Raw genomic sequence first — 11,730 nt, forward strand, 5'->3', positions numbered from 1 at the left:
GCCCGGTCGAGGGCCCCGTCAGGTGCCCGGGATCGTCTGCTCCGCGTGGGCCACCTCGCGCACGAGCTCGTCACGCAGCGCTTGGACCGCCTTCTGGTCCGTGTAGTGGTCGAGCGCGGCGATGTGCTGCTTGGCCTCGAGCGGGCGACCGGCCTCGATCGAGGCCAGGACGAGCTGCCGGGCGACCTCGGGGTCGTGGTCCTTGGGGTGCCAGTGGCCGACGCCGAGCCCGAGGGCGTCGACCGGCGCGCCGGCCTCGCGCAGCAGGGCGAGCGCCTCGACGAGGGCGCGGCCCGAGGGGTCGCGCTCCGCAGCGGTGCGCAGGCGTCGCAACGTGCCCTCGTGGTCGTCCCGCACGGAGAGCCGGGCCACCTCGATGAGGGGGAACCACGCGCGGGGGTTGCCCGCGAGCTCCTCGCCGAGCGCCCACACGGCCAGGTCCGCCGCGCGCTCGCGCTCGCTCTCGTCGACGCCCTCGGCCGTCAGGGGATCGTCGTCGTGGCTGGAGTCGGCAGCGCGTCGCCGCACGATCTCCGCCAGGGCCGCGAACGCCCGCTCGTTGTTGGGGTCGTCGCTGAGCATGGAGCGCAGCGCGTCCTCGTGGAGCGTGTCGCCACGTCGGGCAGCGCTCGTCGGCCGACGCGCGCCAACGGTCGACGCAGACGTGGGACGGCGCATGAGCTGTCGCAACCGGGGCAGTAGAGCCATGCAGCGACCCTAGCCGCTGGTCGCCGAAGGCACCCGGCGACCGGGAGCGCCACGGATCACAGTTTGTCGACTTCCCACAACCTCGCCCCTATGCTCGCCCCATGCCCAGCTCTTCCACCACGCCGTCCGCGGCGACCGCCGGAGGCACCGGAGGCACAGCAGGCAGGCAGCGGTCGGTGACGGCGCGCCGCCCGGTGGTCCCCGCGCACGGCGGCCCGGAGACCCAGCGCCGGGTGCGCGACGGCGCGGGACTGCTCGCGGCGGCCGCGATGCGCCGCCTCGACGAGGATCTCGACTGGTACCGCACGCTGCCGGCCGAGGACCGCTCCTGGGTCGGCCTGGTCGCGCAGGCGGGCATCACGGCGTTCGTCACCTGGTACGCGGACCCGACCCGCCCGCCGCACGGTGTCGGCGACATCTTCGGCGCCGCGCCGCCCGAGCTGACCCGGTCGATCTCCCTGCAGCACACGCTCCAGCTGGTCCGCGTCGTCGTGGACGTCGTCGAGACGCACTCCGACCGCCTCGCCGCGCCCGGCGAGGAGCGCGAGCTGCGCGAGGCCGTGCTGCGCTACTCGCGCGAGGTCGCATTCTCCGCCGCCGAGGTCTACGCCCGCGCGGCCGAGGTCCGCGGCGCGTGGGACGCCCGCCTCGAGGCGCTCGTCGTCGACGCGCTCGTGCGCGGCGACGTCGACGACGCGATGCGCTCGCGCGTCGCCGCGCTCGGTTGGAGCGGGCGGGGGTCGACGCTGGTCATGGTCGGGACCACGGCCTCCACGCTCGACGAGGTCCGCGCCTCGGACCTGCGCCGGGCCACCCGCCGGGCGGCCGACGACGCGCTCGTCGGGATCCAGGGCGACCGCCTCGTCGTGTTCCTCGGCGGCGTGGGCGACCTGCGGGCCGCGGCGGTCTCGCTGCTGCCCCGGTTCGGCCCGGGCCCGGTCGTGCTCGGGCCCGAGGTGCAGGACCTGTCCGACAGCGCGCGCTCGGCGCGGGCCGCGCTCTCCGGGCTGGCCGCTGCCGCCGCGTGGGAGCAGGCGCCGCGGCCGGTGATGGCCGACGACCTGCTCCCCGAGCGCGTCCTCGTCGGGGACACCGCCGCCCGCCGCACGCTCATCGCCCAGGCGTTCACGCCGCTGGCCGCGAGCCAGGGCTCCCTGCTCGAGACGCTGTCCGCCTACCTCGGCACCGGGCGCTCGCTCGAGGCCGCAGCGCGCACGCTCTACGTGCACCCCAACACCGTGCGCTACCGCCTCAAGCGGGTGGCGGACGTGACCGGGTGGGACCCGCTGGACGCCCGCGAGTCCTACGTCCTGCAGACCGCTCTCGCGGTGGGCAGGCTGGACGCGAGCGCGCCGAGCGCTTTGTAGGACACGCACAAGGGCGCCCGACAAGGTTGGTGCGTGCCGTGACCGGGTCGGCCGCGAGCGGGCAGGCACAGTTGTCAGGTGCTCGTCGTCGCCTGCCCCGGCCAGGGTGCCCAGTCCCCCGGCATGCTCGCTCCCTGGCTGGAGCTGCCCGCCTTCGCGGCCTCGCTCGGCCGCGCGTCGGAGGTCACCGGCCTCGACCTGGTCGCCCACGGCACCACGTCGGACGCCGAGACCATCCGGGACACCGCGGTGGCCCAGCCGCTGCTCGTCGCGTCGGCGCTCGCGAGCCTGCGCGCCGTGCTGGAGCTGGACGCCGACGCCCCGCTGGGCGCAGCGGTCGCCGGCCAGGTCGACGTCGCCGCGGGCCACTCCGTCGGCGAGCTCGCCGCCGCGGCGGTCGCCGGTCTCCTGACCGACGACGAGGCTCTCGCGCTCGTCGCGGTCCGCGGTGCCGCCATGGCACGGGCCGCCGCCGTCACGCCGACGGGCATGGCCGCCGTCCTCGGTGGCGACCCCGACGAGGTGCTGGCCGCGCTCGAGCAGCACGGGCTCGTGCCCGCCAACGTCAACGGGGGCGGCCAGGTCGTCGCCGCCGGCACCCTCGAGGCCATCGCGGCGTTCGCCGCCGCTCCCCCGGCGCGCACCCGCGTCGTCCCGCTGCAGGTCGCGGGCGCGTTCCACACCGAGCACATGGCCCCGGCCGTCTCCGAGCTGCGCGACGCCGCCGCGGGCCTGACGCCGCAGGTGCCCGCGCTCGCCCTCCTGACCAACCGCGACGGCTCGGTCGTCGCGGGCGGTGACCAGGCGCTCGACCTCATCGTCGCGCAGGTCGCCAACCCCGTGCGCTGGGACCTGTGCCAGGCACAGCTGCTCGAGCTCGGCGTCACGGGCCTGCTCGAGGTGGCCCCCGGCGGTGTGCTCACCGGACTGGCCCGGCGTACGCTGCCCGGGGTCGAGACGGTCGCCGTCAAGACCCCCGCCGACCTGGATGCCGCGCGCGACCTCGTGCGCCGGCACGCCGGCACGTCCACCCTCGCGAGCCCCCAGGAGCAGTCGTCGTGACGCGTCCCACCCTGACCCAGGCCACCGGCCCCGCGCACACCCGGATCCTCGGGCTGGGCGGGGTCCGCGGCGAGAACGTCGTCCCGAACGACGACCTCGTCGGGCCGATCGACTCCTCGGACGAGTGGATCCGCCAGCGCACCGGGATCGTCACCCGCCGTCGGGCCGGTGCCGAGACCTCGGTGCTGGACCTGGCCGAGGCCGCAGCGCGCGAGGCCATCGAGAACGCGGGCCTGACCGGTGCGGACATCGACGCCGTGATCCTCTCGACGGTCACCTACTTCCACCAGACGCCCGCGGGCGCCGCGATCATCGCGGACCGCATCGGCGCCACCCCGGCCGCCGCGTTCGACATCTCGGCCGCGTGCGCCGGCTACTGCTACGGCATCGGGCAGGCCGACGCGCTGGTCCGGTCCGGCAACGCCCGCAACGTGCTGGTCATCGGCGCGGAGAAGATGAGCGAGTTCGTCGACCCGGCCGACCGCTCCATCTCCTTCCTGCTGGGCGACGGCGCCGGAGCGGTCGTCATCGGCCCCTCCGACACACCCGGCATCGGCCCGACCATCTGGGGCTCGGACGGCTCGCAGGCCCAGGCCATCCGCCAGACGCACTCCTGGCTGGCCACGCGCGACGAGGGCGCCGGCTGGCCGACGCTGCGCCAGGAGGGCCAGTCGGTCTTCAAGTGGGCCGTCTGGCAGATGGCCCCGGTCGCCCAGAAGGCGCTCGACGCCGCTGGCGTGACCGCGGACCAGATCGAGGCGTTCATCCCGCACCAGGCCAACAACCGGATCATCGACCAGATGGTCAAGACGCTCAAGCTGCCCGACTCCGTCGTGGTCGCGCGCGACATCGTCGACACCGGCAACACGTCGGCCGCCTCCATCCCCCTGGCCACCGAGCGCCTCCTGCGCGAGGGCCAGGTGTCCAGCGGCGCGCTCGCGCTGCAGATCGGCTTCGGCGCGGGGCTGGTCTACGCCGCCCAGGTCGTCGTCCTCCCGTAGCACCCCTGCACGGGCGCTGTACCGTTCGTCCGACACATCCCCGCATCACACCCCTACCGAGGAGAGACCCCCATGGCGCACAGCGAGCAGGAGATCCTGGCCGGCCTGGCCGAGATCGTCAGCGAGGAGACCGGCCTGCCGACGGACTCCGTCCTGCCCGAGAAGTCGTTCACGGACGACCTGGACATCGACTCGCTGTCGATGATGACGATCGTCACCCTCGCCGAGGAGAAGTTCGACGTGCGCATCCCCGACGACGAGGTCAAGAACCTCGTCACGGTCGGCGACGCCGTCTCGTTCATCGCCGGCGCGTCGAAGGCCTGACGCTGCCGCACCGGGCACGTCCCCGGGACCACCACCCGGGGACGTGCCCAGCATCTCCCCCCGCCGACCAGGAGCACCGATGAGCCACCCGATCGACGTCGTCGTCACAGGACTGGGCGCCACCACGCCGCTCGGCGGTGACGCACCCACCACCTGGGCCGCGGCCCTCGCCGGCGAGTCCGGGGCACGCCCCTTCGAGAACGACTGGGTGGAGAAGTACGGGCTGCCCGTGACCTTCGCCGCGACCATCAAGGTCAAGCCGGAGGAGGTCCTGCCGCGCCCCGAGATGAAGCGCATGGACCCGTCCGCGCAGTACGCGATCATCGCCGCGCGCGAGGCGTGGGCCGACGCGGGCTCCCCCGAGGTCGACGGCGAGCGGCTCGGCGCCGTGGTGTCGTCTGGCATCGGCGGCATCTGGACCACGCTCGACGGCTGGGACACGCTGCGGGAGAAGGGCGCCCGCCGCATCCTGCCCATGACCGTGCCCATGCTCATGCCGAACTCCCCCAGCGCGTACGTCTCGCTGGAGTTCGGCGCCAAGGCCGGCGCGCACGCGCTCGTCTCCGCGTGCGCCTCGGGCGCCGAGGCCATCGGCTACGGCGTCGAGATGATCCGCACCGGCCGCGCCGACGTCGTCATCGCCGGTGGCACCGAGGCCACGATCCACCCGATGCCCATCGCCGCGTTCGCCGCCTCGCGCACGCTCTCGCTGCGCAACGACGACCCGACGGCCGCCTCGCGCCCCTACGACACCGAGCGCGACGGCTTCGTCATCGGCGAGGGCGCCGGCGTCGTCGTCCTCGAGAGCGCCGCGCACGCCGCCGCCCGCGGGGCCCGCGTCTACGGCCGCATCGCCGGCGTCGGCCTCTCGGCCGACGGCTACCACATCACCTCCCCCGAGCCCTCGGGCGACGGCCAGATCCGGGCGATGAACGCCGCACTGGCCGAGTCCGGGGTCGCGGCGACCGACGTCGTCCACGTCAACGCGCACGCGACGTCGACCGTCGTCGGCGACCTCATCGAGGCCCGCTCCGTGCGGGGCGTGCTCGGCGAGGACTCCGACCACGTCGCGCTGTCGGCAACCAAGTCGATGACGGGCCACCTGCTGGGCGGCGCCGGTGCGCTCGAGACGATCTTCACGGTCCTGGCCCTGCACGACCGCCAGGCGCCCCCGACGATCAACGTGGACAGCCCGGACCCCGAGCTGGTTCTCGACCTGGTCCGCGACAAGCCGCGCGCGCTGCCCGACGGCGACATCGCGGCGATCAACAACTCGTTCGGCTTCGGCGGCCACAACGTGGCCCTGGTGGTCACCTCGGCCTGACGTCGCGCGCAGGCGAGAGCCCCGCCCCCGGCACGTCCGGGTTGCGGGGCTCTCGTCTGTCGTCGGCCCCTCCGCCGACGAGGTGCGTGCGGGTCTCAGCCGACCCGGTGCAGCCACCGCACGGGCGCGCCGGCGCCGGCGTAGCGGAACGGCTCCAGCTCGTCGTCCCAGGCCTGCCCGAGCGCGAGGTCGAGCTCGGTGCGCAGGCGCACGGGGTCGCCGGCGTGCTCCAGGGCCGCGCGGATGCGGTCCTCGGGGACGACGACGTTGCCGTGCACGTCGGTCGCGGCGTGGAAGATGCCCAGCTCCGGGGTGTGGCTCCAGCGCGAGCCGTCGACGCCGCGGCTGGCCTCCTCGGTGACCTCGTAGCGCAGGTGGGCCCACCCGCGCAGCGCGGACGCGAGGCGCGCGCCGGTGCCGGGCTCGCCCTGCCAGGAGTGCTCGGCGCGGAAGAACGACGGCCCGGCGGGCTGCTCGGTCCAGTCGAACGCGACGCGTCCGCCCACGACGTTGCCCGCCGCCCACTCGATGTGGGGGCACAGCGCTCGGGGCGCAGAGTGCACGAAAAGTACACCGCGGGTCATCGGACCTGCCATGGCGTCCTCCTGTATCGGCTCGAGGTTCGTCTTCCCCAACGACCTCGTCCCGACTGCGGGAGTTCGCACGGTCTCGCGGCGTGCTGGTGACAGTGTGCCCGACGAATGCCGCCAGGACCAGTGACACGCCCGTAGCGCTCAGAGCTGCTCGCGGATCGCGCGCATCGCCTTCTTGCGCACCGACCGGTCGAGGCGGTCCAGGTAGAGCATCCCGTCGAGGTGGTCGACCTCGTGCTGGAGGCACCGGGCCATGAGCTCGGTCCCCTCGACGACCACCTCCTTGCCGTCCAGGTCCGTGCCGACGACCCGGGCGTACCAGGCTCGACGCGTCGGGTACCAGAGGCCGGGGACCGAGAGGCAGCCCTCGTCGCCGTCCTGGTACTCCTCCTCGGAGACGTCGACGATCACCGGGTTGAGCACGTAGCCGATCTCGTCGTCGATGTTCCACGAGAAGGCGCGCAGGCCGACGCCGATCTGGTTGGCGGCAAGCCCGGCGCGGCCGTCGTGGTCGACGGTCTCGAGCAGGTCCTCGACGAGGGAGCGCACGCGCGCGTCGATCGTCGTGATCGGGTCGCAAGGGGTACGCAGGACGGGGTCACCGACGGTCCTGATCTCACGCATGGCCATGTCCCGATCCTCCCATGACGGGTCGCCTCACCTGGTACCGAACGCACGAAGGGCCGGTGACGACTGCGTCACCGGCCCTTCGAGGGAAAGCTGTGAGGTCACTCCCCCGCGCGCTGCTGCGGGACGCCGGTGAGGAGCTGACGCACCTCGGCCTCGTGGAAACGGCGGTGGCCGCCGAGGGTGCGGACGGCCGAGAGCTTGCCGGCCTGGGCCCAGCGCGTGACCGTCTTCGGGTCGACGCGGAAGAGCACGGCAACCTCGCCGGGCGTGAGAAGTGCACCCTGCGAGAGGGGGGCCTCGGTGGTGTTGATCGCCATGATGGATCTCCTGTCGTTCGGTAGCTCGGCTGACCGTGTAGGCCCCGTGGCTTTGCGTCCCCACCTTGCGGCGGGTTTGCCCTTTGTCGCTGACAAGAGGGAACTATGCCCGAAACTGGACACTTGTGCAACAAGCGTGCGCGTCCGATTCGCTCGCAAACGGGTGAAATCGAACCGACAGGTATCGGGCGGATCGGACGCGGTCCGCTGCCCGCGGCGACTACCTCGGGATCGCCTCCCAGGTCAGAGCCACATTGCCGTAACCTGGCCACTCATCGGGGCAGTAGCTCAGCCGGTCAGAGCAGCGGACTCATAATCCGTGGGTCGTGGGTTCAAGCCCCACCTGCCCCACCGAGCGTCGTCGCAGGTCAGAGCCGGGTCAGCGCGTCACCCTCCGGCGACGTCGTCCGGCGAGCGCTCCTTCGGCGGACCAGAAGAGCGACCCCGATCACGATCCCGACCGGCACCACGAGCCAGAGGATCATGAAGACCACGTCGAGGGCCGTCGGGACCAAGGGGTTCGCCATGCGGCGACTGTAGCGACGCCCGGACCGGCGCGGGCCCGAAACCGAAAATCCGTCGGTCGGCCACCGCCTGCGCTGTCAGGATCCCCCACCATGACCCGCACGCACCTCAGCAAGAACCTCATCAGCTGGGCCACCATCCTCGAGCCCAGCACCCGTGACCAGGCGGTCGCGACGGCCACCATGCCGTTCATCTACCCGCACCTGGCCCTCATGCCCGACGCCCACCTGGGCAAGGGCGCGACGGTCGGCTCCGTCATCCCCACCCTCGGCGCGATCATCCCCGCGGCCGTCGGCGTGGACATCGGCTGCGGGATGATCGCCGTGCGCACGCAGTGGACCGAGGACGAGTTCCGCGCCGCGGGCTCGCTCACCACCCTGCGTGAGGCCATCGAGGCGGCCGTCCCGCTCTCGGCGGGCGTCTACAACGAGACGCTCACCGAGTCGGCAGCGGCGCGGGTCGCCGAGCTCGAGGCGAAGGCCGAGTGGGCGCGCTTCGAGCCCGCGTCCTACGCGGCGAACTGGCGGCTGCAGCTCGGCACGCTCGGCTCCGGGAACCACTTCATCGAGGTGACCGTCGACGAGGCCGGCGCGGTGTGGCTGTTCCTGCACTCGGGCTCGCGGGGCGTGGGCAACAAGATCGCCCAGCACCACATCGCCGTCGCGGCCGAGCTGTGCAAGCGGTGGTGGATCGCGCTGCCCGACCCGGACCTCGCCTACCTCGTCGAGGGCACCGACGAGTTCTGGACCTACGTGCGCGAGCTGCGGTGGGCCCAGGACTTCGCGCTGCTCAACCGCGAGGAGATGATGGACCGCGTCGTGGACGCCGTCACCGCCCACATGGGCGTCGCGGTCGACGAGCAGGAGCGGATCAACTGCCACCACAACTTCACCGAGCAGGAGACCCACTTCAAGAAGAAGGTGTGGGTGTCCCGCAAGGGTGCGATCCAGGCTGATCGCGGCCGGCCCGGGCTGATCCCCGGATCGATGGGGACGGCGTCGTACGTGGTGGTCGGCAAGGGCGACAAGCTCTCGCTCGACTCCTCGCCGCACGGTGCCGGGCGCAGCCACTCGCGGTCGGCGGCGCGTCGGATGTTCACCCGCGAGCAGCTGCGCGAGGCGATGGCCGGCATCGAGTACCGGGACACCGACGCGTTCATCGACGAGATCCCGGCCGCGTACAAGGACATCGACCAGGTGATGGCGGACGCGGCGGACCTCGTCGAGGTCCGGCACACGCTGCGCCAGATCGTGAACGTCAAGGGCGACTGACGTCGGCGCCGGTCGGGGTACTCCCCCGGCCGGCGTCAGGCGTCGTCGGCCTCGACCCCGCGGAGCTCGTCGGCGGCCTCGTGCTCGACGAGCACCGGGACGAAGTCCCGCACGACGGCCCCGTCGAACCCGTCCAGCTTGGCGTCGACGGTCTCGCGGACCACCGCGGGCTCGACGTCGGGGAACTTCTCCGTCACGCGGTCGACCACCTCGGCGATCGCCTTGTCCTCGTCCTCGATCGGCATGGGCCGAGCATCCGCGGCGGGGGCACGGCGGTCAACGGACGGCGGGTGAACACTCGGTGCCGTGCCCGACGATCGGATCCGCGAAGCCCCTCCGCCGGCAGCAGGTCCGTGCCAGAGTGGTCGAGCCAGACCGTCGTCAGCTCAGGGGGACACGATGACCGCACCCAGCGACCCGACGCTCGGTCCCGGGCTCGGTGCGCCGATCGGCCTCGCCGACCGAAAGGCGCCCGCGCAGCCCCCGATGAGCGGGCTGGCGATCGCCGCCCTCGTCGTCGCCTTCTTCTCGGGCCTCGCCGGCCTCATCATCGGCATCGTCGCCCGTCGTCAGATCCGCCGGGACGGGACGCGCGGCGACGGGCTGGCTGTCGCCGCCATCGTCATCGGAGCCGTGAGGCTGGTGGTCGAGGTCCCGTTGGCCATCCTGCTCGTCGCCGGACTGAGCACCGGGACGGACGACGTCTCGGTCGGGACCGTCGTCGAGAGCGTTCCCGCCGCGGGACCGTTCGCCCCGGGGACGTGCGCGGCCTCGGTCGCCGGCACCGGAGGCGGAGCATCGACGGTCGACTGCTCCGTGCCTCACGTCCTGGAGGTCGTGGGCACGTACACCGGAGAGCTCGGCTCGGACGCGGCTAGGGAGGAGTGCCGCCGCCAGGTCGCGGACCACGCCGCCGACGTGCCCGAGATCCCCGCGTACCGGGCGGACGCGATCCCGCTGAGGCTCGACAGCCCTGACACCTCGGCCTGCGTCATCATCTTCACCGACGGGGACGTGTCCGGCTCTGTCCTCGACGGGAGCGTGGTCCCCGCGAGCTGATCGCTCAGAGCTTGCCGTACTTCGAGCGCGCGAACGAGTAGATGCCGTAGGCGATGAAGCCGACGCCGACGATCGCGAGCAGCCACACGCCGGCCGGCTGGTCGCGCAGCGTGTGCAGCGCACCGTCCAGGCCCTTGGCCTTGTCCGGGTCGGCCTTGACGGCCGCGAGGACGAACAGGCCGCCGACGATGGCCAGCGCCACACCCTTCGCCGTGTAGCCGAAGACGCCGAGGCGCCGCGCGGTCACGCCCGCGGTGCCGGACGGCAGCGAGTGCAGGTCCTCGAGGAACTTCTTGCGCAGGCCCTTGAGCGCGTAGATGACGCCCCCGACGACGACGGCCGCACCCAGCAGCCCGACGAGGAAGCGGCCACCCGGTGCGGACATGAGCGACTCGGTCGCGTCGGTCGTCTGCTTGGAGCTCGACTTGCCGCTCCCGCTGGCGAACGAGAAGACGGTGACTGCCAGCGCGAGGTAGATGACGGCGCGCAGGCCGGCCTCGAGGCGGTCCTTCGTGCCCGAGCCCTGGCTCGACGGCTGCTTGCGGAACGCGACCGCGAGCTGCCACAGCCCCAGCGCGACGAACGCGACCACGGAGGCCCACAGGATGAACCCGCCGAACGGCGTCTCGGAGATCGTGCTGAGCGCGCCGGACTGGTCCGCGTTCGTCTTCTCCCCGCCGAAGGCGATCTGGAGGGCGATCACGCCGATCAGGATGTGCAGCACGCCGTTGATCACGTAGCCCAGCCGTGCCGTCAGCTCCCAGCCGCGCTGCGCCGTGCCGCTCGTCGTCCCAGCCGTCATCGATCCGTGCCCTTCGTCGTCGGGTGTCGGCGCCGATCGTGGCAGGGGTCGCGCCGCTCCGCGACCGGAGCACGTCCGCCGAGCGAGCGCGGGTACCGTGGGGCCGTGCCCGTCTCGCCCCGCAACCGTCGTCTGACGGCCTCCGATCGCGCCCGCCTCGAGCTGCGGAGCGGGGACCGCGCCCTCGTGACGGTCGATCTGGCCGACGGTCGCCGCGCCGTCGCCTCGCGCCTCGCGCTGCACGTCGTGTCGCCCGACGACGTGACTCGCACGCCGTGGGCCGACGTGGACAACGGCACCCTCGACGCCGCGACGCGCACGCTCAGCATCCGCTGGGTCTGGGGGGCGACGACCCGCCTGACGTTCGCGGAGGACCGCGCCTCGGTGACCTTCAGCCAGACGTTCCGCGAGCGGGTCCAGCAGTCCGTCGTGCACACCACGAGCGTCGCGCTCCCGGACGGCCGACGGGCGCGGGTCGCGCTGCGCCGCGACGAGGACGGCGAGCTGTTCAGCCAGGTGCTGGCCGACACCGACGTCGACCTCGCCGACCCCGCGGTCGCCGCGCTGGTCGACGCTGCCGAGGACGCGGTCCGCGACGCGGCCGGCCTGCCCCGGTGACGCACGTCGCGTCCGAGGCACCCCTCTCAGGCTGCTAGAGTTTTCCCCGCTGCGATCCCCCGTAGCTCAATTGGCAGAGCATTCGACTGTTAATCGAAGGGTTACTGGTTCGAGTCCAGTCGGGGGAGC

The 11,730-nt window shown here is 72.9% G+C and carries 15 protein-coding genes, 2 tRNA genes and 1 riboswitch; of the genes, 10 read left to right on the forward strand and 7 right to left on the reverse strand.

What is annotated here, in order from left to right:
- Positions 1–18 precede the first annotated feature (18 nt).
- Positions 19–708 carry a hypothetical protein gene (locus EDF34_RS03105; protein ID WP_233575158.1) on the reverse strand — a complete coding sequence of 230 codons (690 nt, stop codon included), beginning with the start codon at positions 706–708 and terminating at the stop codon, positions 19–21.
- Between the two features lie 101 nt (positions 709–809).
- Between EDF34_RS03105 and EDF34_RS03110 the strand changes: the two genes are divergently transcribed.
- From EDF34_RS03110 to EDF34_RS03130, 5 genes are all read left to right on the forward strand, one after another.
- Positions 810–2,075, forward strand: a complete 1,266-nt coding sequence (locus tag EDF34_RS03110) for a CdaR family transcriptional regulator (protein ID WP_123369881.1) — start codon at positions 810–812, stop codon at positions 2,073–2,075.
- Positions 2,076–2,153: 78 nt separating this feature from the next.
- Positions 2,154–3,137: an ACP S-malonyltransferase gene (locus EDF34_RS03115; RefSeq protein ID WP_123369882.1), complete on the forward strand. Its 984-nt coding sequence runs from the start codon at positions 2,154–2,156 to the stop codon at positions 3,135–3,137.
- A complete protein-coding gene (locus tag EDF34_RS03120; protein WP_123369883.1) occupies positions 3,134–4,138 on the forward strand; it encodes a beta-ketoacyl-ACP synthase III in 1,005 nt (334 codons plus the stop codon). Before EDF34_RS03115 ends, EDF34_RS03120 begins: the two co-directional genes overlap by 4 nt.
- A 72-nt stretch (positions 4,139–4,210) precedes the next feature.
- Positions 4,211–4,462: an acyl carrier protein gene (locus EDF34_RS03125; protein WP_118768597.1), complete on the forward strand. Its 252-nt coding sequence runs from the start codon at positions 4,211–4,213 to the stop codon at positions 4,460–4,462.
- A 79-nt stretch (positions 4,463–4,541) separates the two neighbouring features.
- Complete coding sequence (locus EDF34_RS03130; RefSeq protein WP_123369884.1) at positions 4,542–5,786, forward strand: beta-ketoacyl synthase; 1,245 nt, start codon at positions 4,542–4,544, stop codon at positions 5,784–5,786.
- A 95-nt stretch (positions 5,787–5,881) separates the two neighbouring features.
- Here the strand turns inward: EDF34_RS03130 and EDF34_RS03135 are convergent, their stop codons facing one another.
- From EDF34_RS03135 to EDF34_RS03145, 3 genes are all read right to left on the reverse strand, one after another.
- On the reverse strand, positions 5,882–6,382 hold the full coding sequence (locus tag EDF34_RS03135; RefSeq protein ID WP_123369885.1) for a DUF3145 domain-containing protein: 501 nt from the start codon (positions 6,380–6,382) through the stop codon (positions 5,882–5,884).
- Positions 6,383–6,520: 138 nt separating this feature from the next.
- Positions 6,521–7,009 carry a peptide deformylase gene (gene def / locus EDF34_RS03140; protein ID WP_123369886.1) on the reverse strand — a complete coding sequence of 163 codons (489 nt, stop codon included), beginning with the start codon at positions 7,007–7,009 and terminating at the stop codon, positions 6,521–6,523.
- Positions 7,010–7,107: 98 nt separating this feature from the next.
- Complete coding sequence (locus tag EDF34_RS03145) at positions 7,108–7,326, reverse strand: BldC family transcriptional regulator (protein ID WP_118768600.1); 219 nt, start codon at positions 7,324–7,326, stop codon at positions 7,108–7,110.
- Between the two features lie 16 nt (positions 7,327–7,342).
- Positions 7,343–7,417: riboswitch (cyclic di-GMP riboswitch) on the reverse strand.
- A 186-nt stretch (positions 7,418–7,603) separates the two neighbouring features.
- On the opposite strand from EDF34_RS03145, the gene EDF34_RS03150 reads away from it, so the two are divergent.
- Positions 7,604–7,677 (forward strand) — tRNA-Ile (locus tag EDF34_RS03150).
- 17 nt (positions 7,678–7,694) lie between these two features.
- Here the strand turns inward: EDF34_RS03150 and EDF34_RS17490 are convergent.
- Entirely contained in the window at positions 7,695–7,853 is a 159-nt protein-coding gene (locus EDF34_RS17490) for a hypothetical protein (protein WP_158615031.1), read from the reverse strand.
- A gap of 90 nt (positions 7,854–7,943) precedes the next feature.
- On the opposite strand from EDF34_RS17490, the gene EDF34_RS03155 reads away from it, so the two are divergent.
- Complete coding sequence (locus EDF34_RS03155; RefSeq protein WP_123369887.1) at positions 7,944–9,122, forward strand: RtcB family protein; 1,179 nt, start codon at positions 7,944–7,946, stop codon at positions 9,120–9,122.
- A 35-nt stretch (positions 9,123–9,157) separates the two neighbouring features.
- Here EDF34_RS03155 and EDF34_RS03160 read toward each other — a convergent pair whose 3' ends face one another.
- Positions 9,158–9,367 (reverse strand): three-helix bundle dimerization domain-containing protein, encoded by a 210-nt coding sequence (locus EDF34_RS03160; protein ID WP_123369888.1) that lies wholly within the window; start codon positions 9,365–9,367, stop codon positions 9,158–9,160.
- A 154-nt stretch (positions 9,368–9,521) separates the two neighbouring features.
- Between EDF34_RS03160 and EDF34_RS03165 the strand changes: the two genes are divergently transcribed.
- On the forward strand, positions 9,522–10,181 hold the full coding sequence (locus EDF34_RS03165; protein ID WP_123369889.1) for a DUF4190 domain-containing protein: 660 nt from the start codon (positions 9,522–9,524) through the stop codon (positions 10,179–10,181).
- A 4-nt stretch (positions 10,182–10,185) separates the two neighbouring features.
- Here EDF34_RS03165 and EDF34_RS03170 read toward each other — a convergent pair whose 3' ends face one another.
- Positions 10,186–10,983: a DUF1206 domain-containing protein gene (locus EDF34_RS03170; RefSeq protein ID WP_123369890.1), complete on the reverse strand. Its 798-nt coding sequence runs from the start codon at positions 10,981–10,983 to the stop codon at positions 10,186–10,188.
- 105 nt (positions 10,984–11,088) lie between these two features.
- Between EDF34_RS03170 and EDF34_RS03175 the strand changes: the two genes are divergently transcribed.
- Both EDF34_RS03175 and EDF34_RS03180 read left to right on the forward strand, forming a co-directional pair.
- Positions 11,089–11,601, forward strand: coding sequence for a hypothetical protein (locus tag EDF34_RS03175; RefSeq protein WP_123369891.1), 513 nt, complete (start codon positions 11,089–11,091; stop codon positions 11,599–11,601).
- Positions 11,602–11,656: 55 nt separating this feature from the next.
- Positions 11,657–11,729, forward strand: a tRNA-Asn gene (locus tag EDF34_RS03180).
- The last annotated feature ends 1 nt before the right edge of the window (position 11,730 follow it).

The sequence above is a fragment of the Cellulomonas sp. PhB150 genome (assembly GCF_003755175.1).
GTDB lineage: Bacteria > Actinomycetota > Actinomycetes > Actinomycetales > Cellulomonadaceae > Cellulomonas.

Bases quoted from the DNA above. Each gene is read 5' to 3' on its own strand.
- EDF34_RS03105 (WP_233575158.1), bottom strand. From the start codon at position 708: ATGGCTCTACTGCCCCGGTTGCGACAGCTCATGCGCCGTCCCACGTCT.
- EDF34_RS03110 (WP_123369881.1), top strand. From the start codon at position 810: ATGCCCAGCTCTTCCACCACGCCGTCCGCGGCGACCGCCGGAGGCACC.
- EDF34_RS03125 (WP_118768597.1), top strand. From the start codon at position 4,211: ATGGCGCACAGCGAGCAGGAGATCCTGGCCGGCCTGGCCGAGATCGTC.
- EDF34_RS03130 (WP_123369884.1), top strand. From the start codon at position 4,542: ATGAGCCACCCGATCGACGTCGTCGTCACAGGACTGGGCGCCACCACG.
- EDF34_RS03135 (WP_123369885.1), bottom strand. From the start codon at position 6,382: ATGGCAGGTCCGATGACCCGCGGTGTACTTTTCGTGCACTCTGCGCCC.
- def (WP_123369886.1), bottom strand. From the start codon at position 7,009: ATGGCCATGCGTGAGATCAGGACCGTCGGTGACCCCGTCCTGCGTACC.
- EDF34_RS03145 (WP_118768600.1), bottom strand. From the start codon at position 7,326: ATGGCGATCAACACCACCGAGGCCCCCCTCTCGCAGGGTGCACTTCTC.
- EDF34_RS17490 (WP_158615031.1), bottom strand. From the start codon at position 7,853: ATGGCGAACCCCTTGGTCCCGACGGCCCTCGACGTGGTCTTCATGATC.
- EDF34_RS03155 (WP_123369887.1), top strand. From the start codon at position 7,944: ATGACCCGCACGCACCTCAGCAAGAACCTCATCAGCTGGGCCACCATC.
- EDF34_RS03160 (WP_123369888.1), bottom strand. From the start codon at position 9,367: ATGCCGATCGAGGACGAGGACAAGGCGATCGCCGAGGTGGTCGACCGC.
- EDF34_RS03165 (WP_123369889.1), top strand. From the start codon at position 9,522: ATGACCGCACCCAGCGACCCGACGCTCGGTCCCGGGCTCGGTGCGCCG.
- EDF34_RS03170 (WP_123369890.1), bottom strand. From the start codon at position 10,983: ATGACGGCTGGGACGACGAGCGGCACGGCGCAGCGCGGCTGGGAGCTG.